The sequence below is a fragment of the Paenibacillus sp. LS1 genome, from assembly GCF_026013365.1.
In the GTDB taxonomy this organism is placed as follows: domain Bacteria; phylum Bacillota; class Bacilli; order Paenibacillales; family Paenibacillaceae; genus Paenibacillus.
Genome location: NZ_JAPDOE010000021.1, coordinates 17,851 through 40,087 on the forward strand (window position 1 = coordinate 17,851; position 22,237 = coordinate 40,087).

General features: G+C 44.8%; 20 protein-coding genes. 19 read left to right on the forward strand and 1 reads right to left on the reverse strand.

Annotation, left to right across the window (positions count from 1 at the left end):
- Positions 1-33: 33 nt before the first annotated feature.
- Positions 34-549 carry an adenine phosphoribosyltransferase gene (locus OM416_RS30785; protein WP_047844084.1) on the forward strand — a complete coding sequence of 172 codons (516 nt, stop codon included), beginning with the start codon at positions 34-36 and terminating at the stop codon, positions 547-549.
- A 155-nt stretch (positions 550-704) separates the two neighbouring features.
- Here the strand turns inward: OM416_RS30785 and uraA are convergent, their stop codons facing one another.
- A complete protein-coding gene (gene uraA / locus OM416_RS30790; protein WP_264935982.1) occupies positions 705-2,021 on the reverse strand; it encodes a uracil permease in 1,317 nt (438 codons plus the stop codon).
- A 373-nt stretch (positions 2,022-2,394) separates the two neighbouring features.
- Here uraA and OM416_RS30795 point away from each other — a divergent pair, with 373 nt between their 5' ends.
- The 18 genes from OM416_RS30795 to OM416_RS30880 all read left to right on the forward strand — a co-directional run bounded on the left by OM416_RS30795 (position 2,395) and on the right by OM416_RS30880 (position 22,063).
- A complete protein-coding gene (locus tag OM416_RS30795; RefSeq protein WP_264935984.1) occupies positions 2,395-4,572 on the forward strand; it encodes a RelA/SpoT family protein in 2,178 nt (725 codons plus the stop codon).
- 12 nt (positions 4,573-4,584) lie between these two features.
- Positions 4,585-5,046, forward strand: a complete 462-nt coding sequence (dtd, locus tag OM416_RS30800) for a D-aminoacyl-tRNA deacylase (protein WP_264935986.1) — start codon at positions 4,585-4,587, stop codon at positions 5,044-5,046.
- 76 nt (positions 5,047-5,122) lie between these two features.
- Positions 5,123-5,290, forward strand: coding sequence for a hypothetical protein (locus OM416_RS30805; RefSeq protein ID WP_264935988.1), 168 nt, complete (start codon positions 5,123-5,125; stop codon positions 5,288-5,290).
- Between the two features lie 211 nt (positions 5,291-5,501).
- Positions 5,502-6,008, forward strand: coding sequence for a type 1 glutamine amidotransferase domain-containing protein (locus OM416_RS30810; RefSeq protein WP_264935990.1), 507 nt, complete (start codon positions 5,502-5,504; stop codon positions 6,006-6,008).
- A 104-nt stretch (positions 6,009-6,112) separates the two neighbouring features.
- The gene (locus tag OM416_RS30815; RefSeq protein WP_264935993.1) at positions 6,113-6,559 is read left to right on the forward strand and encodes a hypothetical protein; all 447 of its coding nucleotides are present in this window, start codon (positions 6,113-6,115) and stop codon (positions 6,557-6,559) included.
- A 633-nt stretch (positions 6,560-7,192) separates the two neighbouring features.
- Positions 7,193-8,461: an SEC-C metal-binding domain-containing protein gene (locus OM416_RS30820; protein ID WP_264935995.1), complete on the forward strand. Its 1,269-nt coding sequence runs from the start codon at positions 7,193-7,195 to the stop codon at positions 8,459-8,461.
- Between the two features lie 600 nt (positions 8,462-9,061).
- On the forward strand, positions 9,062-10,315 hold the full coding sequence (gene hisS / locus OM416_RS30825) for a histidine--tRNA ligase (protein ID WP_169481821.1): 1,254 nt from the start codon (positions 9,062-9,064) through the stop codon (positions 10,313-10,315).
- A gap of 203 nt (positions 10,316-10,518) precedes the next feature.
- The gene (gene aspS, locus OM416_RS30830) at positions 10,519-12,297 is read left to right on the forward strand and encodes an aspartate--tRNA ligase (protein WP_036616911.1); all 1,779 of its coding nucleotides are present in this window, start codon (positions 10,519-10,521) and stop codon (positions 12,295-12,297) included.
- An 18-nt stretch (positions 12,298-12,315) separates the two neighbouring features.
- Positions 12,316-13,074 (forward strand): tRNA threonylcarbamoyladenosine dehydratase, encoded by a 759-nt coding sequence (locus tag OM416_RS30835; protein ID WP_264935999.1) that lies wholly within the window; start codon positions 12,316-12,318, stop codon positions 13,072-13,074.
- A 475-nt stretch (positions 13,075-13,549) separates the two neighbouring features.
- Positions 13,550-14,848, forward strand: a complete 1,299-nt coding sequence (locus OM416_RS30840) for an NCS2 family permease (protein WP_264936000.1) — start codon at positions 13,550-13,552, stop codon at positions 14,846-14,848.
- 73 nt (positions 14,849-14,921) lie between these two features.
- A complete protein-coding gene (locus OM416_RS30845) occupies positions 14,922-16,718 on the forward strand; it encodes an ABC transporter ATP-binding protein (RefSeq protein ID WP_264936002.1) in 1,797 nt (598 codons plus the stop codon).
- Between the two features lie 161 nt (positions 16,719-16,879).
- Positions 16,880-17,539 (forward strand): TetR/AcrR family transcriptional regulator, encoded by a 660-nt coding sequence (locus OM416_RS30850; RefSeq protein ID WP_264936004.1) that lies wholly within the window; start codon positions 16,880-16,882, stop codon positions 17,537-17,539.
- Positions 17,536-18,273: an ABC transporter ATP-binding protein gene (locus OM416_RS30855; protein ID WP_264936006.1), complete on the forward strand. Its 738-nt coding sequence runs from the start codon at positions 17,536-17,538 to the stop codon at positions 18,271-18,273. Before OM416_RS30850 ends, OM416_RS30855 begins: the two co-directional genes overlap by 4 nt.
- Complete coding sequence (locus OM416_RS30860; protein WP_264936008.1) at positions 18,266-18,964, forward strand: ABC transporter permease; 699 nt, start codon at positions 18,266-18,268, stop codon at positions 18,962-18,964. Before OM416_RS30855 ends, OM416_RS30860 begins: the two co-directional genes overlap by 8 nt.
- Positions 18,965-19,004: 40 nt before the next feature.
- The gene (locus OM416_RS30865) at positions 19,005-19,790 is read left to right on the forward strand and encodes a DUF4097 domain-containing protein (RefSeq protein ID WP_264936010.1); all 786 of its coding nucleotides are present in this window, start codon (positions 19,005-19,007) and stop codon (positions 19,788-19,790) included.
- Between the two features lie 35 nt (positions 19,791-19,825).
- Entirely contained in the window at positions 19,826-19,996 is a 171-nt protein-coding gene (locus OM416_RS30870) for a hypothetical protein (protein WP_264936012.1), read from the forward strand.
- Positions 19,997-20,059: 63 nt separating this feature from the next.
- Positions 20,060-21,313 (forward strand): MFS transporter, encoded by a 1,254-nt coding sequence (locus OM416_RS30875; RefSeq protein ID WP_264936022.1) that lies wholly within the window; start codon positions 20,060-20,062, stop codon positions 21,311-21,313.
- 36 nt (positions 21,314-21,349) lie between these two features.
- Complete coding sequence (locus tag OM416_RS30880) at positions 21,350-22,063, forward strand: thioesterase II family protein (RefSeq protein ID WP_264936014.1); 714 nt, start codon at positions 21,350-21,352, stop codon at positions 22,061-22,063.
- Positions 22,064-22,237 lie beyond the last annotated feature (174 nt).

The following is a 22,237-nucleotide window of genomic DNA, read 5'->3' on the forward strand; positions in this document are numbered from 1 at the left end:
AAGTTTGTGTATTTATTTTAGGAGGAGATTATTTTGGATTTTAAAGATTATATTCGTGTCATCCCTGACTTTCCACAACCGGGAATCAGCTTTAAGGACATTACAACATTGTTGAAAGATGGAGAAATGTACCGCAAGGCGATCAATGAACTGAAAGTGATGGTTTCTGATCTGAAAATTGACGTCATTGCTGGACCTGAAGCACGTGGTTTCGTTGTGGGCGCCCCTCTGGCATACGCTCTAGGTGTCGGTTTTGCTCCGATTCGTAAAAGTGGAAAACTGCCTGGAGAGACGATTGAAGTTGGTTATGATCTCGAGTATGGCAAGGATACACTCGCGATGCACACAGATGCGATTGAAAAAGGTCAAAATGTCCTGATCGCAGATGATCTGCTCGCAACGGGTGGAACGATTGCCACTTCCATCAACTTGATTGAACAATTGGGTGGGAACGTTGTCGGTGCTGCATTCCTGATCGAGCTGTCTGATCTGAATGGTCGTGCTAAATTGCCTGAGAAAATCGATGTATTCACATTGATGAACTACTAAGTTTAAAATCTCCACTTGGAGTGTTGTGATTAAAACCTGAATTGCTTTTCCCTTTTCCCGGGAAATAATATACAGCATTAATGATTGTGAAAAAGCCTGTTCTCTCCATCCGTTAGGGTTGGAAAGAACAGGCTTTTGATGTTTAAACGTTGGAATTAATGGGGCGTCTTTTCAGTGATAGGCTGTTTTTTTGAATCATCATTCAACCAACCCAGCACTTCAAACAGTTTGAACAACAAGCTCATCAGGATTCCGACGATAGTTGCCAGTGCCATCCCTTTCAAATGAATGCCGTAGAAGGTAACTTCTGTACCACTCAGTCCAATGACCAATACAAGTGTAGTAAGCAGTAGATTGGTCGGTTTGGCAAAATCGACTTTCTGTTCAACCAGAATACGCAGACCGGATGCTGCAATAACCCCGAACAGGAGCAGGGACACACCGCCCATAACTGGCACAGGAATGTTGGCTACAAGCGCCGAGAATGTTCCTGAGAAGGAGAGTACGATTGCAATGACTGCTGCGCCACCAATGACATATGTGGAGTATACGCGAGTCAGGGCCATAACACCGATGTTCTCACCATAGGTTGTATTGGGAGTTGATCCTACAAACCCGGACAGAATAGTGGATACCCCGTTACCAAGCAGGGAACGATGAAGGCCAGGGTCTTTCGACAGATCTTTGCCTACGATGCTGCTCGTTACAAGCAAATGTCCAATATGTTCAACGATAACCACAAGCGCTACAGGTAAAATGGTGAAAATAACGGACCAGTCAAATGTAGGTGTTGTTACGGTAGGAAGCGAGATGAAATCAGCGTTTCCTATAGCCTGTTTATCAACCAGACCCATAGAATAACCAAGGATATAACCCACTACTATTCCGATTAGAATATGAATGATTTTGGGGAATCCACGGAACGTTACGGCTCCAATAACAGTGATACCTAGCGTTGCCATGGATAAAATAATGGGTTTGGCCTGAGGAACCCAGTTGGGGTTAGCTACAGGATCAGAATTAATCAATCCGGCCATTTGCGCTGCAACAGGTACAAGCTCCAGACCGATCAGAGCAACGATGGCACCCATAACCGCTGGTGGGAATACAACGTTGATCCATCCGGTACCCGCAAATTTAATAATGAGGGCCACGAGACAGAAAACAAGTCCTGTTATGATAAAAGCTCCAAGTGCCATGGAGTAGCCATTCTCTGGATGTTGTTTTAATACCATTGTGACAGGTGCAATAAAGGCAAAGCTTGATCCGAGATATGCTGGAATCTTACCTTTACACATGAGTATGTACAACAGTGTTCCAACCCCGTTCATCAGCAAGATCATACTTGGATCGACACCGAACAGGTTCGGCACAAGCACCGTGCTGCCAAACATGGCGAACAAATGCTGAAGGCTAAGCAGTGAACCTGAGCCAAGTGGCATCTTTTGATTAACCTGAATTTCGCGTTGCAATGAATTTCATCTCCTTTTCCGAAACACAAACTTTCAATAGATTACAGAGTTTCTCTTAATTAAGCAATAACATTTTTGACGCAGCAGAGCGATGGAATTTATATTTTCATGAAATTTCCTTCTATTTCAGCAAATAACGGCAATAATACATAAGAAATAAGAAATACATCCAATCCCCTGTGAGTCATAGGGAAACGGGATAGAAGTAATTCAGATCACCAATATAAAAATTGGATAAGCGCTCTTATTCGTCAGCAGTTGACGGGAAACGGGCGAAGCGTCATAATTATAGGAAATTACTTTTACGGGGAACCTGTGTTGCAGCATTGTCACGGGTTCCATTTGGTATAGAAAGGACACGGAACAGATCAGAATGGGCATAGAGCAATTACTCGAGAAGGCCGGGGCATATATCAAAGAACCCGATCTGGTGCGCATACGAGAAGCTTACGAATTTGCTGATCAGGCCCACCATGGACAGACGCGAAAATCGGGAGAACCGTATATTCTGCATCCGCTTGCGGTTGCCGACATTGTTGTAAACATGCAGATGGACACCATCTCCATAATAGCAGCGCTTCTTCATGATGTAGTAGAGGATACTACGGTCTCACTTGAAGAAATCCGCAATCATTTCGGCAATACGTGTGCCATGCTTGTTGACGGCTTGACGAAGCTGGAACGTATTCAGTTTCGCTCCAAGGAAGAACAGCAGAACGAGAACTACCGCAAAATGTTCATCGCCATGGCGCAGGACATCCGTGTCATCGTGATTAAATTGGCTGACCGTCTGCATAATATGCGGACACTCAAGTTTCAGTCGGAAGAAAGCCAGCGCCGGATCTCATATGAGACGCTGGAAATTTTCTGTCCGATTGCAAACCGTTTGGGTATCTCAGCGATCAAATGGGAAATGGAGGACATCGCCCTCCGTTATTTGAATCCGCAGCAATACTATAGAATTGCAAACCTGATGCACAAAAAGCGTGCGGAACGTGAGCAATATATTGATACGGTTATGGATGGAATTACGAACAAGCTTGATGAGATGGGCATTCAGGCAGACCTTTCGGGCCGCCCGAAACATATCTACAGCGTGTTCAAGAAAATGACCACCAAAAACAAGCAGTTTAACGAAATTTACGATCTGCTTGCTATTCGTATTATTGTGGATAATATCAAGGATTGTTATGCTACCCTGGGAATTATACACACGCTATGGAAACCGATGCCTGGACGCTTTAAGGACTACATTGCAATGCCTAAGGCAAATATGTATCAATCGCTGCATACAACGGTAGTCGGTCCTAATGGTGAACCAACGGAAGTACAGATTCGGACATGGGATATGCACCGGACTGCTGAATTTGGTATCGCTGCTCACTGGGCTTACAAAGAAGGCGCTGCGAATGGAAATCATTTTGAAGATAAAATTACGTTCTTCCGTGAAATTCTTGAACTTCAGAACGAAGCACAGGATGCTTCTGAATTCGTAGAATCACTCAAAATGGATTTCTTCTCGGATCTGGTGTTTGTATTTACGCCAAAAGGAGAAGTTATCGAACTCCCTATCGGCTCTGTTCCTTTGGATTTTGCTTATCGTATCCATACGGAAGTTGGTAATCGCACCATTGGTGCCAAAGTGAACGGTCGAATTGTTCCGCTCGATTATCATCTGAAGACAGGCGATATCATTGAAATTTTGACGTCCAAACATTCTTACGGACCGAGCCAGGACTGGATGAAAATTGCTAAATCTTCTCATGCACGTGCAAAGATCAAGCAATGGTTCAAGAAGGAACGCCGTGAAGAAAACGTTGAAAAAGGTCGGGAGAGCTGTGAGCGTGAACTGAAACGCATGGGGCTTGATCCTTCTGCGTGGATGACGGATGACAAGTTGATGGAAGCTGCCAAAAAATATGCTTTTAACGATATTGAGGATATGCTTGCGGCTGTTGGATTCGGTGGCATTACTGCTGCACAGATCGTGACCAAAGCAACGGAAAAACTGCGTAAAGAGCAGGAAGAATCCAGTTTGCTGGAATTGAATTCCGAGATGCGGGAGCTGAAACCTGCACCTGAGCGCAGAAATCGACCAACCAACGGTATTCGTGTCAAAGGCATCGATAATCTGCTCGTTCGATTCGCACGATGTTGTAATCCTGTACCTGGGGATGACATTATCGGATACGTTACACGGGGCCGCGGCGTTTCCGTACACCGTAGTGACTGTCCGAATATCCCGACAAGTGCAGACGGAGAAGAAGCAGCGCGCGTTATTGAGGTTGAGTGGGAAGAGAATATCGAAGCGAGCTACAGTGTGGATATTGAGATCACAGGCCATGATCGGAATGGCTTGCTCAACGAGGTACTTCAGGCTGTTTCCGAAAGTAAAACCAATATATCTGCCGTTACGGGACGGACAGACAAAAATAAATTAGCATTGGTGCACGTGACCATTCTGATTCGCAACACGGATCATCTGCATTCCGTTGTAGAACGGATCAAACGGGTGAAAGATGTTTATTCTGTGCATCGGATTATGCAGTAAGGAGCCTGTAAGATGAGGGTGCTTGTACAACGCTGTAAAGAGGCTCAGGTGACCGTTGGTGACGAGCTGACAGGTAAGATCCAATCCGGACTAATGTTGCTCGTGGGCATCACCCATGAGGACACCCAGAAGGATGCCCAGTATCTGGCTGATAAAGTTAGTGGGTTACGGATTTTTGAGGATGATCAGGAGAAGATGAATCTCAGCCTACTGGATGTAGGTGGTGCTGTATTGTCTGTTTCCCAGTTCACCTTGTACGGAGATTGTCGCAAAGGAAAACGCCCGAGCTTCGCGGCTGCGGCCCGACCTGATGCTGCAGAACTATTGTATGAAACTTTCAATCAGCTACTACGTGATAAAGGCATTCAAGTTGAAACGGGTCGTTTCGGAGCGATGATGGATGTGACGTTTACCAACTGGGGACCGGTGACTTTGATGTTAGAAAGTCCGATTCGTCAGGAACCGAATGCATAATTTCATGGAGTTCAGGCCATAATGAGGGATAATTCGTTGATGAATATTTCATGATCAAAGGAGTATCCAACCCATTATGCGCCAATCTGCGAAAGAAACACGTACTCGTACGGAACCTTTGGTATTCCCTGGAAACTTGAATGAATCATTGCATCTTGCCCGTGCAGCTGCTGAATGTGTTGCAACGATCTGGGCACTTCAGGATTCGGACAAAGGGAAGCAAACTCATCTTCCGCGATCTTGAATGTCTGCACAGGTATAAAAACATCCGAAATTTGGATTATACAGATTCTGAAAAGTCCTGGTTCGTGGTATTCGAATCAGGACTTTTTGTTGTGTGTTGTTATAAATTGCTCTGGTGAGGGTAATAACAAAACGAGGCACAACGAAGTGCCGATGTACTGCAAGTCCCGATTTCTAAAGAAAGTTCGAACACGGAAAGGAGAACATACGTTATGAGTAAAGTTGCTTTTTTATTGGCGAATGACTTTGAAGATTCGGAGATGCAGGTTCCGTATGACGAAGTGAAAAAAGCTGGGCATGAAGTGGAGATTATCGGGTTAAAGGCCGGTGAGACCCTTAAAGGTAAGGGAGGAAAGGCCTCCTATACGGCAGATAAAGCGATCTCCGATGCATCCGCTTCAGATTATGATGCAGTCGTAATTCCTGGTGGATCATCCCCTGAGAATTTGCGAAGTGATGCGAACATCTTGAAGTTCGTCACCGAGATCAACAGTGCGAAGAAACCAATCGCAGCGATCTGTCATGGCCCGCAGATTTTGGCAAGTGCCGGTCTGTTGAAAGGCCGTACGATTACATCTTATCCGCCACTTAAGGATGACATGGTAAACGCAGGAGCAGAGTTCAAGGATCATGAGGCTGTGGTGGATGGAAACTATATTACATCCCGCACGCCTGAAGATGAGCCAGCGTTTGTCCGTGAACTGCTAAAAGTCATTTAACTTCACTCGGTTCAACTGACATACATGGATGTATCTTACCTACGTTACATCGTGAAACTTACAAACTTCACGTTGCATTTCATTCCGAAAAAGGAGGGTTTGACATGACAAAACATATTCAGGCGTATTTTCGAACCGAGGACGAGGCAGAGGGAGCAAGAACTTCACTTCAGACGTTCCGTACAGAGCATTTGGAAGTAGGTCAACTGGACAGTGCGGTAGGTAGAGACACGCGTATTATGGTGCCACTGGTGCCCTATAATACAGCAGGTGGCGTAGGCACCAACGGAGCAATGGGTGTAGGTGCAGCCCCTGGTATTCCAGCTAGCGAAAATGTGATCCCTGTAGTAGCCAATGTGGACCGTGATGCAGAACGGGATACTCGTGACAGAGTGAATGAGGATGGAGATCTGCTGAATGCAGCGGACGTGTCTTCGGCCGATTATGATGATCTGCATTATGTTCTGTCTGCCAAAGTAAGAGATGAGGACTATGACGAGATTGTTCATAAGCTTCGTTCCAACCATGCCTATGTGGAAGATTTGAATTAACGTATAGATACCTCTTGGCCCTTGCACTGCTCGACCACACAGTCGAGTGATGTGCAAGGGCTTTTTAATCATGAGTATATTAAAAAAAACAAATTTATAAAGCGCTATCATTTTTGTAATATTACTGTAATATTAGTTACATAAGCCTTTAACATAGTGGGCTTATAATAACACACATGACCCCCTTTTTTTATATATCCTTTGAGCCTGCACACCGTGTGCAGGCTATTTTTTTTGAGCTGAGAATGTGTATGTTTTGGGCAAAGCTTACCCCTTTATTCAATTTTTGCTAGAATAGAGAGATGGGTTTATATATTCTACAGCGAATTGTTTTCATAGTTGGGCTACATTGGACGGTAAATCTAGCTCCATTGATTGGGTTCAGGCGAATCCAATCCTATGACAGAGAGTATGAGGAACTCATCGCCAGAGTGATCCGTCATATTCCAAATGAACATATACTCGCTGAAACGGCCCCACCTTTTTTATATAAGTACGGGGCAGCCGTTTCTGCTTGATCGATGGAATTTGAAAGTTATATAGAATGCCTAGTTTGAGAAATGACACCTACAATGCTGAAGCAACAGAGTTCTCATGCGAATGGCTAGAGACAGATTTAAGGGGGAATTAGTTTTGAGTAAGGTTGGAAGAAATGATTTATGCCCATGCGGTAGTGGGAAAAAATATAAGAAATGTTGTCTGAACAAGGAGTCCTCTGCAGTAGAATCCATACTGGGGATAATATCAACGGAGCAACCGGTTCGGGAAGCCTCCATTCAGCCTGAGAGCAAACTGACCTTGACCAAGCTGAAAAAAATGGTGGCAAGCGATTTGAAATGGGAGCATCCGGCTCACGAACAGCTGGCCCTGCAGACTATTGAGAACATGAGGAACCAATACGAGCCAGAGGTAATTTTGGAAGCTCTGGTGCTATGGAACGGCTACTCCCGTCAAACCCGTCCTACTGTGAAGAAGACAGGCTCGTTCTCTGCTGCAATTGAGTATTTGCTGTCCGAGGAATACGGCTTCAATGTCTTAAAGTCTGAGCTGGCTGATAAATATGAGGTAACGACAGGCACGATCTCCCGGAAGGTTAAGGAGATGAATAGTTACATCGAAGAATACGGCATGGGCGGTGAAACGGACGAGCTATTGATGCTGAACGGTCCAGGCACATCGAAAGACAAAGCACAGGCTCTGCTGTCTAAGGCGATGGAAGCGAGCTCTTCCAAACGGAGAGTACATCTGGCGGAAACAGCGCTGGAGATGTATCCTGACAGCTCTGATGCGTATCTCATTTTGGCTGAGGAATCGGACAATGAGAATGATGCACGATCTTACCTTAAGGAAGGAATCGCTGCTGGCAAACGTGAACTGGGCGAACTGTTCTTTGAGGAGAACAAAGGAGACTTCTGGGGGCTTCATGAGACTCGTCCCTATATCCGGATATGCAAAAGTTATGCCGAATCCTGCTGGTTTGGTGGAGATACGAAGGAAGCAGCACAGATCCTGGAGCATATGCTAGAGCTTAATACAGAAGACAATACCGGAGCACGTTACCTGCTCGCTGCTGTGTATTTGTACAGCAACCAATTGGAACAGGCAGAGCAATTGCTGGAGGAGTATGGAAGAGGTGACGCCGCAGCGGCCTTTGCCTATGACAAGATTATTCTGGAGTATAAGAAAAACGGAATCACCTCCCAGCTCAAAATGCTGTACCGTGTGGCGCGGGGTGTGAACAAACATGTGCCTGATTACCTGTTGGGTTTGAAGCGGTTGCCGCATAACCTCCCTGATTTTGTCGGAATGGGCGACTCCGACGAAGCGATTGAATATGTCATTATGCATTCCCGTTTATGGGCGAGCGCGCCGGATCTGTTGAAGTGGATGCTGAAACAATAGAGGAATAAGAAGCGAATAGAAGTTGGAATTCATATGATGAATCCAGCTTCTACTAGCCATATTTTCTGTGGAATCCACATACCATGTTGCGCGTGAGCAAAATTTTTTAGAGCTATCTTTTCGTGTTAACCCTTGACTTTAGCACTGCGGTTCATTACAATCAGAAAATAATACGTTGACTATAGTCAATACAAGTCGATTTTTGAACTATATTACTGATTTGATGACGGGACCAAGTACTCCGTGCCCACATGACCAGAGAGGAATCCCAAGGCTGTAAGGATTCTCTTGATGAGCGGACGAATGACTTCCCCGAGAACAGACGGCGAACACAGCAGAGATGATCTGTTGACCAGTAGCTGGCCTGCGCAGGACGTGCGTTACACGTAGAGCGGAATATCTGCTTGATCAGAATGCCTTAGGCAAACCTGAATCATCAGAGATCACCTGAACGGCTAAAGTGTCAGGTTTCCGGAATGTGGGTGGTACCACGGGTGAATGTATATTACACAATCTCTCGTCCCTTTGTTTGCTGTGCATACAGCGACAGGGCGAGGGATTTTTTTGTTATATAGAAAAATCAATGCTGGAGGGATCAAGATGGCTTTTCAAAAACCGACTGGAACGCAGGACTTACTGCCTGGAGTTGTCGAGAAATGGCAGTATGTAGAAGAAAAAGCGCGGGATCTATGTCGACGGTTTAATTACCGCGAGATTCGTACACCGATCTTCGAACAGACTTCTTTATTTGTACGCGGTGTAGGAGAGACTACCGATATCGTTGAGAAAGAAATGTATACCTTTGATGACAAAGGCAATCGCAGCATGACTCTTCGTCCGGAGGGAACAGCGGGTGTTGTCCGTGCGTATGTAGAGAATAAAATCTATGGCGAACCGGATGTGAGCAAGCTCTATTACATCGGTCCGATGTTCCGGTACGAGCGTCCGCAGGCAGGTCGTCAGCGTCAGTTTCACCAGTTTGGTGTAGAAGCCATCGGTGCGCTGGACCCGGCGATTGATGCGGAAGTAATCGCACTAGGTTACCAGTTGTGCGTCGAGCTCGGCTTGAAGGATGTCAAAGTGGAGATCAATTCCGTTGGTAACTCAACCAGCCGTGCAGAATACCGTGAGACGTTACTTGGGTTCCTCAGACCGATGAAAGATAGTCTGTGCAAGGACTGCCAGTCCCGCATGGAGCGCAATCCGCTGCGTGTACTCGACTGTAAAGTCGATCAGGACAAATTCGTTGGGGCACCGTCCATACTGGATAGCCTGGATGAAGAGTCTTTGAATCACTTTGCCAAGTTACAAGCATACCTGGATGATTTCGGTGTGGATTATGCGGTGAACAATCGTCTGGTTCGGGGCTTGGACTATTACACGCTGACTGCTTTTGAATTAAAAGCCCAAGGTATTGGAGCAATTGATACCGTTGGCGGCGGTGGTCGATACAATGGTCTCGTTGGTGATATCGGCGGACCTGATCAGCCGGGTATCGGCTTCGGTATTGGTCTGGAGCGCATCCAACTGATTCTGGAGCACCAAAATATTGAGGTTACTACGCTGGCTCCACTGGATGTGTACTTTGTTGCTCTGGGAGAGGCAGCTGATCGTGAAGTGAACCGACTGTTGTTCAAACTTCGTCAGTCTGGACTCTCTGGGGAACGTGATTATCTGGGCCGCAAGATGAAAGCACAGATGAAATCAGCTGACCGTTTCAAATCCCGCTATACTGCCATCCTTGGTGATGACGAGCTGGAGCGTGGTGAGATTGCCCTCAAGTCGATGAATACGGGTGAGCAACAAACTGTGAAGCTCGATGATCTGGTAGCGGCAATTCGCGAAGGTAAATGAGCAAGAGTTTTTGAAACTGTAAAATAGCAACAATTGATCCGGCAAAATTACTGAGGTTCACCAACGTTTCCGACTAATCAGAAGTTGGCGAGCCAGAGGTAACATGCCTTTTCGAATACATGGTCTACACGTAACCGGACTGTTGAGGAGCAGGCACTAACTGCCCACACAGAACGGAAATTCACATAATGAGGAGTTTGGTTATGAAAAGAAGTCATCATTGCGGCGCATTAACACCCGCACACATCGGTGAAACAGTAACATTGAACGGTTGGGTTCAGACCCGTCGTGACTTGGGGGGCGTACTCTTCATCGACCTGCGTGATCGCAGCGGGATTGTACAAGTTGTCTTTAACCCGGCATACTCCGGTGAAGCTCTGCAAATCGCAGATCGCGTACGTAGTGAGTATGTTATCGCTGTAACAGGTAAAGTCGTTAAACGTGATGCAGAAACAGTTAACAAAAACCTGCCTACAGGCGAAATTGAAGTTCAAATTACAGAAATTGAAGTGCTGAACGCGGCTAAAACACCTCCATTCTTCATTGAAGATGGTGTCGAAGTTGATGAATCTCTTCGTCTGAAATATCGTTACCTGGACCTGCGTCGTCCGGAAATGTTCGAAACATTGAAACTGCGTTCCAAAGCATCCAAAGTGTTCCGTGACTACCTGGATGGAGAAGAGTTCGTTGAAGTGGAAACACCGATCTTGACCAAGAGCTCCCCGGAAGGTGCGCGTGATTATCTCGTACCGAGCCGCGTGCATGAAGGTGAATTCTTTGCCTTGCCACAATCCCCACAAATCTACAAACAGTTGCTGATGGTGGGTGGCGTTGAGCGTTATTATCAGATCGCTCGTTGTTTCCGGGATGAGGATCTGCGTGCAGACCGTCAACCAGAATTCACTCAAGTCGACATCGAAACTTCCTTCTTGCAACAGGATGACCTGCTGCCAATGATGGAAGAACTGATGGCCAAATTGCTGCGTGAAACGAAAGGTATTGAGCTGGAACTGCCTTTCCAACGGATTACGTATGCAGATGCAATGGGCAAATACGGTTCAGACAAACCAGATCTGCGCTTCGGTATGGAACTGGTTGAAATGAACGATATCGTAGCGAACAGTGGTGTGAAAGTATTTGCTTCTGTCATCGAAAAAGGTGGAGAAGTCAAAGTATTGAACGCTAAAGGCTGTGGCACATGGAGTCGTAAAGAGATTGATGATCTTGGACCATTTGCTGCACGTTACGGTGCGAAAGGTCTGGCTTGGATTCAAGTGAAAGACGGCGAGTTCAAAGGGCCAATCGTGAAGTTCTTCACGCCTGAAGAAATCGAAGCTGTCAAAGAGCGTACTGGTGCTGAAGATGGTGACTTGCTGCTCTTCTCCGCAGACACCAAAAAAGTGGTTGCTGACGTTCTTGGCGCATTGCGTCTGAAAATCGGCCGTCAACTCGGACTGATTGATGACAGCAAATTCAAATTTGCTTGGGTTGTGGACTTCCCACTCCTCGGATATGATGAAGATGCAAAACGTTATGTGGCAGAACACCATCCGTTCACTCGTCCAAAAGACGAAGATGTACATCTGTTTGACACAGATCCGGGTGCAATCCGCGCTCAAGCCTATGACCTTGTTCTCAATGGTTATGAAGTAGGTGGCGGTTCAATGCGTATCTACAAACGTGATGTTCAGGAGAAAATGTTTGCTGCCCTTGGACTCTCTACAGAAGTAGCGAATGAGAAATTCGGCTATCTGTTGGAAGCTTTCGAATATGGAACTCCACCGCATGGTGGTATTGCCTTTGGTCTGGACCGTCTCGTCATGTTGCTGGCAGGCCGCACAAATCTGCGTGAAACGATTGCCTTCCCGAAAACGGCAAGTGCAACGGATCTGCTCATGAATGCACCTTCTGAAGTGGATGATTCTCAATTGGAACAACTTCACATCCGTGTAGCCCGTAAACCGGTAGCGGAAAAGAAATAAAGGAGGCATCGATTCTCAATGCTCCATCAATTTTCAAGAACAGAACTTGCGATCGGACCTGAAGGTCTGGATACGTTGAAGCATAGTACAGTCGCTGTGCTCGGTATTGGCGGTGTAGGTGGTATTGCCGTAGAAGCTCTTGCCCGCAGCGGCGTTGGGCGCATCATCCTGATTGATAAAGACGTAGTGGACATCACCAACATTAACCGTCAGATTCATGCGCTGACCACGACAGTAGGGCAGAAAAAAGCGGATCTGATGGTGGAACGTGTGAAACTGATCAATCCGGAATGTGATGCGATTGCCCTGAATATGTTTTACACGGAAGAAACGTATGAGGAATTGTTCAAATATGAACTGGATTATGTGCTGGATGCATCCGACACGATTATCTACAAAATCCATCTCATTAAAGAGTGCCTGAAACGTAAAATTCCGATGATTTCCAGCATGGGTGCGGCAAATAAAATGGACCCTACGAAATTCCAGGTTGCGGATATTTCGAAAACGACCATGGACCCGATTGCTCGTGTTGTGCGTACGACACTTCGTAAAGACGGCATCAAAAAAGGCGTGAAAGTGGTCTTCTCGACTGAAAAGCCGATGAAACCACGCGAGGATGTAACACAAAAAATCGTTCCGGAGAATGCTCCGGAAATTCGCAAAGCCAAACAGCCACCTGCGAGTAACTCATTCGTGCCTCCGGTAGCTGGACTGATTATGGTCAGTGTTGCCGTTAAGGATTTGTTAGAAATTGCAGAGAACAAACAGCAGTAACATGCTGCCAACAGAAAAAGCGTGGATGCCGATAAGGCATCTGCGCTTTTTTGTGTAGGTCATACGTCGAAAGACAGAACGACGGGACATCAATCATCTATGATAGCCGAACTGCATCTCTAGATAAATGTCAGAGTTACGTCATGTACTTCAAAGTCAAAACCGTGTATGATAATCACTGCTGCGCGAAATGATGATACATACATAATGAATTTGCGGCCATATAGGTTCAACTTAACTTTTTACACGAGAACGGAGAGGACAGAAAAAAGCTGGAGAAGCGAAGCGTTCGCCTAAAAGCTTTCTGAAAGAAAGCTACATCGGAAGCATACGCTATCACCGGATTTTCCCCTTGGAGAAGGAAATGCAAAAAATCTGGGGATAACAGCGATCGAAAGGTTATTCTGTCATCGGAGTGGCAAGTGTAAACATTCTTTAGTTGAATTTATAAATAGAGAGAGGGGAATAGAACGAAATGAAACACGGATGGATGACCAGAAGTCTTGGCATGGAGCCAGGAGACCAGTGGAAGAAGGAAGTTGTGGCGGGAGCCATTTCCTATTTTGCTGTGGTCTATATCGTTATGGTCAATGCTACAATTCTTTCCGATGCCGGAATGCCCTTGCAGGCGGCCATGGTTGGAACCCTGCTGACGTCCATTGCAGGCTGTTTGCTCATGGCATTTGGCGGAAAATCACCGATTATCGTGGTACCCGGAATGGGGATTAATGCATTTTTTACGTATACACTTGTACATTCCATGAAATTGAGCTGGCAAGAAGCGCTGGCCGTTGTAACCGTTACAGGTATACTGTTTGCCATTGTTGCGTTTACGTCACTATACAAAATGATTAGCGAAGCGATCCCGAAAAATCTGCAGCATGGCATTACGGTGGGAATTGGTTTGTTTCTGACATTTATCGGTTTACAAAAAAGTGGAATTGTCATCGCGCATCAGACCACGTTTGTTGCGATTGGGCATTTCAATGATCCAAATGTCATTACAGCCTGCGTTACGTTGGTGCTTGCCTTGATTTTATTTATACGTAACGTACAGGGTGGTCTTCTCATCAGTATTCTGGTCGGCACTGGCCTTGCCTATGTACTTGGTGCAGTGAACCCGGGTGAATCCGTATCAGCGATGGATGCGCTGCGTCAATACGGCGGCTTGTTTGGTGAATTGTCTTTGATGAAGCTGGCTGATGTGGCGTTCTGGATCGCGGTATTTTTGCTACTGTTGATTGTAGTGTTCGAAAATATCGGATTAATTACGGCTCAGACACAGATGATTGGTCGTCCAGAGCGATTCAAAGGAAGTCTGCGTGCCTTATCTATTAGTACCGTGCTGGCAGGGGTGTTCGGAAGTAGTCCTCCAGTTGCTGCAGCCGAGACTACAGCCGGAATTGCGGTAGGTGGACGCACAGGTTTGACTCCGCTCGTTACAGCCGTGTTATTCGGAGCTACTTTCTTCTTCATCCCGCTGCTCGGTTACATTCCGGACAGTGCGATTGCTCCCATTTTGATCATTATTGGTGGCCTGATGGTACAAGGTGTGAAAGATATGGATTTTGGTGACTTCACAGAGGCCTTCCCGGCATTTCTGATCATGGTCATGATTCCATTTACATATAGCATCGTGGACGGTATGGCGTTTGGATTTATTGCCTATCCACTAGCGAAGCTGGCAGCAGGTCAAGGTAAACAGGTACCTGTGGTCATGTATGGCATCTCCATCCTCTTTTTAGCCAACTTTGTGTTGCATGGAGTTTTGTAATAACAAAAGGCAACGTCATGTAAGTTCATACGTATGATCTCTGGTGAGCAGATGGAGAACGGGAGGAACGGGAATGGAAGAGCAGCAACAAGCAGGGCAGAATGAACCGAAGGTAGGAAAAAAGGGATTTAAGGATTTCGTCAAGCTGATCGCTTCCACGAATCCGCCAAAGCTGATCCTGATTCTGGCCCTCATCTTAACCCTGATTCAAACAACAGCCGGACTGATCGTACCATTGATGACCAAAGGTCTGATTGATGGACTTACCACTTCGGCATTGAACAAATCTGTAATTTTATTGTTGCTGGGGGCATTTGTGATTCAGGCGATTGCCTCGGGTATTAGCATTTATATGTTAAATTACGCCGGACAACGCGTCGTAGCAACGCTTCGTACCAAGCTGTGGAACAAGGTATTGTCGCTGAGAATGCCGTATTTTGATCGCAATCGGACAGGCGATACGATGAGTCGGATTACCAATGATACAAGCCAGATCATGACATTGATCGCAGATTATCTGGTTTCCTTTGTGTCCAACATCGTTGCTGTTGTAGGTGGCGTGGCATTACTATTTTACTTGGATTGGGTGATGTCGCTCATTATTCTGAGTCTGGTGCCACTTACGCTTCTGATTCTTCTGCCAGTCGGTAAGAAAATGTACAAGATCTCCAAGAAACAACAGGACGAGATGGCAGGTCTTACGTCAGTGCTCAGTCAGGTAATTGGCGAGATCCGTTTGGTTAAAGCCTACGGCACGGAGAAACAGGAAGTGGAAGCAGGGGATTCCCGAATTCGTAAAATGTTCGCTTTTGGCTTGCAGGAAGCACGCATCCTTGCTCTGATCGGTCCCTTGTTTACATTTGTCATGACTGCCGTGTTGGTCGTTATTCTGGGTGTGGGGGGAATGCGCGTAGCGTCTGGCATGTTATCGCCTGGTGAATTGGTCGCATTCATTTTGCTTTTGTTCCAGGTCATTATGCCAATGGGTCAATTCACAACACTGTACTCTCGTTTGCAAAAAGTCGTAGGTGCAACAGAGCGCATACAAGCGATCCTTGCCGATGAGGAAGAGCCACATGACAGTACCAAGGTAGCTCCAAAAGGAAATGAGACGATTGCATTCCATGATGTACACTTTTCCTATGTTACAGGTGAGGAAGTGCTGCACGGTATCAATCTGACGGTACCTACACAAAAAGTGACGGCCATTGTCGGTCCAAGCGGTAGCGGCAAATCAACGCTGTTCTCTTTGATGGAGCAGTTCTATATGCCCGATTCAGGCCACATTTCGTATGGAGGACAAGCCATAACGGATTATTCGTTGGCCTCCTGGCGCAGCAAGATCGGGTATGTTTCTCAGGAAAGTCCTCTTATGGCGGGCACGATCAAAGACAACATCACGTACGGTTTGGACCGTGAGGTCACGATGGATGAGATAAGGCGAGCTGCTGAGATGGCCTATTCTGCCGATTTTATCGACAAGCTGCCACAGGGTTATGACACGGAAGTGGGTGAGAGGGGAATCAAGTTATCCGGGGGCCAACGTCAGCGGATTGCTATTGCTCGTGCCTTACTGCGCAGTCCGGATATTCTTATGTTGGATGAAGCAACATCTAGTCTGGACAGTACCTCGGAGTATGAAGTACAACAGGCTTTGTCCAACCTGATGGAAGGCAGAACCACGATCGTGATCGCGCACCGACTGTCCACAGTTGTGGATTCCGATCAAATTGTTGTACTGGAGCATGGACATGTTACCGGAACAGGAACCCATACAGAATTAATTAGCAATCATCCGGTATACCGTGAATTAGCGCAGAAGCAGTTTGTGGCACAGGAAGGAAATGCAGCTACAGTACAAAATGATTAGTAATTCCCATTAATGCAGGGTCTCCGTTATAAATACCCATGAGGTATTTCAACGGAGATCCTTTTTCTATTTCTTTTTCTTTAAATTCCTCATATTGACAGTAAGACCCAACATACTCTATATTATAGATACCGACCGTTGGTATGTATAAGGAGGAACTTATGGCCAGAAATAAATACCCTGAGCAGACACTGGACCTGATTCTGGCAGTCTCAACTCAAATGTTTACCGAAAAGGGATATGAAAAGACCAGTATTCAAGACATTATAGATGAATTAGGCATGTCCAAAGGTGCAATATATCATCATTTCAAGTCCAAGGAGGATATCCTTAGTGCAGTGATGGAGAAGGAGCTTGGGCGGGCAGAAGACATGTTTATGGAACTCATCCAGAACACGCATGCTCCGAATGCCAGACAGAAGCTCATCAGTATTTTGGAAAATATTATCGTTGATCCTGGGATACAATCTAATTCAATTGATCAGGTTCTAAGCACTCAAATCAAGAATCCACAGTTTGTACTTGGTGGAATCAGGAAGGGTGTTCTAAAAGACGCACGAATTATTGCCAATATCATGGAGCAAGGCAAGAGCGATGGATCGATTTCTGTCGAATACCCGCTGGAGTGCGCTGAAATCTTCATGCTGCTCGTTAATATCTGGATCAACCCTCTTCTTTTTGGACGAGATCAGGCACAGACATTGGAAAGACTCAAGTTTCTACAGCACATGATGAAGCTTTTGGGAGCGGATATCGTAAGTGAACAGCTTATTCAGCGAATTACGAATCGGCATGCTAGCACAGGAGGCTATGTGGGATGAGTGGGAAGGGCTTAATTGTAGAAATGGAAGGTATCTCTAGGTCTTTTGGCGAGAGAGAAGTCATTCGAAACTGTACGATGAACTTGCCGGAGGGCAGTATCTATGGCTTTTTGGGACCGAACGGAGCTGGGAAAACCACGGTGATGAAAATATTAACTGGTTTACTAAAGCAGAGCAGCGGTCATGCCAAAGTACTTGGAATGGATGTTTCGACTCACCGGGATGAGATGCTGGGACAGGTGGGGAGTCTGATAGAAGTACCCATTTTTTTTGAACATCTGTCGGCAAAGGAGAATTTGCAGATTCATCTCGCTTATATGGATAAAGATGATAACAATGTGATGGAATTCTTGGAAATGGTAGGGCTTGAACAGACAGGTAGCCAAGTGGTTTCTACATTTTCGTTAGGTATGCGCCAGCGTCTTGCTATTGCCAGAGCCGTCATTCACAAACCCAAGCTCTTGATACTGGATGAGCCGATTAACGGACTTGATCCCTTAGCTATTCGGGAAATGAGGGCATTATTTAAACGTTTTGTCAACGAATATGGGATGTCTATCTTGATCTCCAGTCACATTATTTCAGAACTGGAACAAGTGGCTGATATTATTGGAGTCATTGTTAATGGCTCAATTATCCGTGAGATGCATATGACTGAAATCCTTGCAAAGTTTCCAAATGGATTGGAGGAATACTTTTTTGAAGTGACGAGTGGAGGGACAGAAATTGCGTAAGCTTATCCGTCTGGAGCTGAAAAGGCACAGAATGAACGTGTACTTAAAAGCAAGTGTAGCGGTGTCCCTGGGTTTAATCGCTTTTGTTTATTTTATAGCTTACGTGGCCCAGGTTGAGAATGAGGCAGACTTTCAAACGTACCCCAACATTCTCTTGTTTACTTCGATTATTAGCATGATTTGTTTTTCTGTATTAGCTTCAGTCATGTATTCCCGAGTAGTGATCGAAGAGTATTCTGGAAATCGTTTGACATTGTTGTTTACGTATCCTGTAAATCGGAAAAAGATGTTGCTCGCCAAAGTGATTCTCGTTTCAAGCTTCTCAACGATTGCGATGATCGGAGGGAACTTACTGGCGTTATTCATTTTTGCAATGACGGAATCGGTGGCTCCCATTGTAAATGACAAAATGTCGTTAAATCTGGTGTTATCGATGATATTAACCATTGTCAGTCTATCCATTAGTGCGAGCGTTTGTAGTCTAGCCGCTATGCGTATCGGGTTCGTTCGCAAATCTGTGCCGTCTGCTATCGTATCTTCTTTGCTTCTATGTGCACTTATTGGGAATCTCGTGATTGGTAGTGCCCAAAATCAGCTTCTTCTGATTTTCCTGGCATTAATAATGATTGCGTTAGGGGTGTTTATCGTCATGGAATTGATGAATCGCATCCATACGATGGAGACAGAATGACCTTGTGGTATGAAGGCAAAGAAAGGGGAGAAGAAAAGTGTTGAAAAGCAGTGAACTTAGCCTCTGTAAAACGATAGATGTAGATCAACCCATAGATGACATTGAGTTGGATTGGTTGTCAGGCGATATTCATGTACTTTTGGGGGACGATGAATTAATTCAGATCATGCAGTATGCTGATAAGCGCTATTCCGAGCGAAAATTAATGCAGCCAAGTATTACCGGCAATAAATTAAGTATTGTGGATGGACGAAAAAAAGCAGGTTTCATTGGACTTAATCTCGGCCGGACCGCTTTGGAACTGCACGTCCCTCGTCGTGTTTTAAATTCCATTCTAGTGAAAACAACAGGTGGTCAGCTTGCGATGAATGGAATTCAAGCTAGCCGTTGTCAATGTAAAGTCACTTCGGGCAGTTTAACGATATCCGGAAACATGGAAAAGCTTGAGGTATACGCAACGGCATCAGATTTCTACGCAAATAATGTAAAAGCAAATAGATTCATTCTCCACTCCAGTTCATCCAAGATCGAGATTACAGGTGAATTTCAACATGTGGAATCGAAGACTACGGGGAGGGGGCTTCATATGGATTGTCTTCAAACTCCAAATAGTTTCCATTCTATATCCACTGGAATGAAGGCCGTAGTCTGCATTCCAGATCAAGAAGGCTTTGAAGTGCAGCTGAACGAAAGATCAGGCGCATTAAAAAGCGATTTTGAACTGACTCCTGTACAGGGTCAACCTAAACGATTCTCATACAAAAATGGAAAAAGGCAATTTCAAATCGATATTCGTGGGGGATCCTTTCATTTAAAGAGAAGGTAACTGAGTAATCCGATGAAAATGAAGGAGGCATGCAAATGGCAGGCTGGATTGTGGGCATATCCTTTTCCTCTATTGTACTAATCATAGGAGTCTATGGTGTATTAAATAGCAAACGCAGGCATGTCAGGAATAAATGGGCTTGGTGGTTCATTTTGTTCGGTTGTTGTGCGCTTGTCAGTGCAGTGATTAATTATCAATTCAAATAGCTTTAATCCTGCAACAAAGGGGGAGTTCATATCTTATTAGGTTTTAATCGAAATTTCAACCTGATTCTGATAGGACAGATCATTACCTTATTTGGAAGTGCTATCCTACGTTTTGCACTGTCATTGTATATTCTTGATTTTACAGGCTCTGCAGAGACGTTTGCTGTGTTGCTTGCTGTTTCAACGTTACCCACCATACTTCTATCCCCCATTGGAGGAGCGATCGCGGATCGGGTAAATCGAAAACATCTAATTGTGTCCTTCGACTTCATCAGTTTTGTAGTAACGGGTGGATTGCTTGCATTCCTTTATGCAGGATCAGGTGACATGGTTATTATCATTGGAGCAGTTATGACAATATTAGCTCTGGTCAGCACCTTCTATCACCCTACTGTGCAAGCGAGTATACCTTTGTTGGTTGAAGAGGATAAATTAATGAAGGCTAACGGTGCAGTATCGGGCATCGGAGCCATCACAAACTTTGCAGGTCCTGTGCTCGGAGGACTGATTTACGGATTTGCAGGGATTGAATTTATCGTCGCTGTTACGTGTGCCAGTTTTTTGATTGCTGCGATCATTGAACTTTTTATCCGGATTCCTTTTTTCAAAGAGGCCAGAGTTCAGGGAATGCTCAAAACGATTGGATCGGATCTAGCAATAGGATTTCGCTACATTCATAAAGAGAATCCCTTCTTACTTAAAATTATTATGATTGCCGCATTGATTAATTTGTTTATAACTCCTCTTTTTTTAGTGGGTATTCCTTATGTTATTAAAGTGCTAATGCATATGGAAGATCAATACTTCGGGTATACACAAGGAGGAATATCATTGAGTATGATCGTTGCTGCTGCGGTCATAGGCTTTGTTGCAGGGAAAATAAGAATTAACAACTTATATTTATACTTTTTAGGCAGCGGAATTATATTTTTACCTATGGCTTTCGCTATTTACCCTTCCTGGTTGGGCGGGGATCAACAACCCATTATTGCATATCTCGTGTTTTCTCTCTGTGCCATGTTAATTATGTTTGTCATTACACTTGTTAACATTTTTTTTACTACACTCCTGCAGAAAAAAACGCCTAATGCTTTGTTGGGCAAAGTGATGGCTATATTGTTTGCTATATCGACATGTGCAGTCCCTATTGGTCAAGTGGTGACAGGAACATTGATTGATAAATTTACGAATAATATGTACATTCTCGTTATCTTGATTGGTATGATCACCATCATTATATCGCTCGTTATGAAAAAGCTGTTGAGCTCATCAAGTGAAAACTCCACAACGCAAGATACAGTAACTACGCAGGTTTGATCAGACAGCTTTTACGAAAAAGGAGAAAGAACAAAAATGAAGCGAATGCAATTATTCTGTTTGCCTTATGCTGGTGGAAGTTCATCCATGTATTATGAATTTGCCTCTAATCTTCCTGAATGGATTGAAATGATACCCATTGAATATTCCGAGCTGGGGCAGAAGAATATGAACTCAAGCTTCCAACATATGGTTCGGGAGTTGGCGGTTCAAGTGCAGGAGTTATGGGACGAGAAACCTTTTGCCATAATGGGTTATAGCATGGGGAGCCTTGTAGCGTACGAACTTTATTATGAGATTTTACAAAAGTACCATAGAAAACCGATTCACATGTTCTTTGCAGCTCATGTTCCCCCAAGTCAACATACAGCGAAGAATTTAACACGTACAGATGTGGAAAAGAGGGTGAAAGCTAACTTGTCTAGTATGGGAGTAAATCTTCCTATCACAGAACAACAAACCTTGTTGGAGTGGATCGTACCGAAATATCTTAAAGATCTTGATCTCTACTCAAAATATTCGTATGAACAAGGTAGACAGGGGATCGATGCTAATATCACTGTACTTTATTCTGATGAGGAGAATCAGCAGAGACAAATTTTTGATTGGTCACCCCTTTGTTCAAAATTCTGTATGTATCATCGAATGGGGCCGAGTCACTTCTTTATTAATCAGGAAGCCAAGCGTATGGCTTGGGAAGTCAGTCAGTCCATTTCCAATGAATTGAGGCAGCCAATTTTGTCAAAATAATGGCTTATTTTTTGTCAAACTTTCAGATTGTTTGTCGAACGCTAAAAACGGTGAAGGATATTCTCTTTTAGTGAAGAATATGGTTCTTTAGATCCATATTTATCATTAAAAGAGATTTTTTGTTTTGTTTTTTATTTTTTTATCTTTATTTCAATTTAATTACAATTATTGTAG

Bases quoted from the DNA above. Each gene is read 5' to 3' on its own strand.
- OM416_RS30810 (WP_264935990.1), top strand. From the start codon at position 5,502: ATGAGTAAAGTTGCTTTTTTATTGGCGAATGACTTTGAAGATTCGGAG.
- aspS (WP_036616911.1), top strand. From the start codon at position 10,519: ATGAAAAGAAGTCATCATTGCGGCGCATTAACACCCGCACACATCGGT.
- hisS (WP_169481821.1), top strand. From the start codon at position 9,062: ATGGCTTTTCAAAAACCGACTGGAACGCAGGACTTACTGCCTGGAGTT.
- OM416_RS30835 (WP_264935999.1), top strand. From the start codon at position 12,316: ATGCTCCATCAATTTTCAAGAACAGAACTTGCGATCGGACCTGAAGGT.
- OM416_RS30880 (WP_264936014.1), top strand. From the start codon at position 21,350: ATGAAGCGAATGCAATTATTCTGTTTGCCTTATGCTGGTGGAAGTTCA.
- OM416_RS30850 (WP_264936004.1), top strand. From the start codon at position 16,880: ATGGCCAGAAATAAATACCCTGAGCAGACACTGGACCTGATTCTGGCA.
- OM416_RS30855 (WP_264936006.1), top strand. From the start codon at position 17,536: ATGAGTGGGAAGGGCTTAATTGTAGAAATGGAAGGTATCTCTAGGTCT.
- dtd (WP_264935986.1), top strand. From the start codon at position 4,585: ATGAGGGTGCTTGTACAACGCTGTAAAGAGGCTCAGGTGACCGTTGGT.
- OM416_RS30870 (WP_264936012.1), top strand. From the start codon at position 19,826: ATGGCAGGCTGGATTGTGGGCATATCCTTTTCCTCTATTGTACTAATC.
- OM416_RS30795 (WP_264935984.1), top strand. From the start codon at position 2,395: ATGGGCATAGAGCAATTACTCGAGAAGGCCGGGGCATATATCAAAGAA.
- OM416_RS30845 (WP_264936002.1), top strand. From the start codon at position 14,922: ATGGAAGAGCAGCAACAAGCAGGGCAGAATGAACCGAAGGTAGGAAAA.
- OM416_RS30805 (WP_264935988.1), top strand. From the start codon at position 5,123: ATGCGCCAATCTGCGAAAGAAACACGTACTCGTACGGAACCTTTGGTA.
- OM416_RS30840 (WP_264936000.1), top strand. From the start codon at position 13,550: ATGAAACACGGATGGATGACCAGAAGTCTTGGCATGGAGCCAGGAGAC.
- OM416_RS30815 (WP_264935993.1), top strand. From the start codon at position 6,113: ATGACAAAACATATTCAGGCGTATTTTCGAACCGAGGACGAGGCAGAG.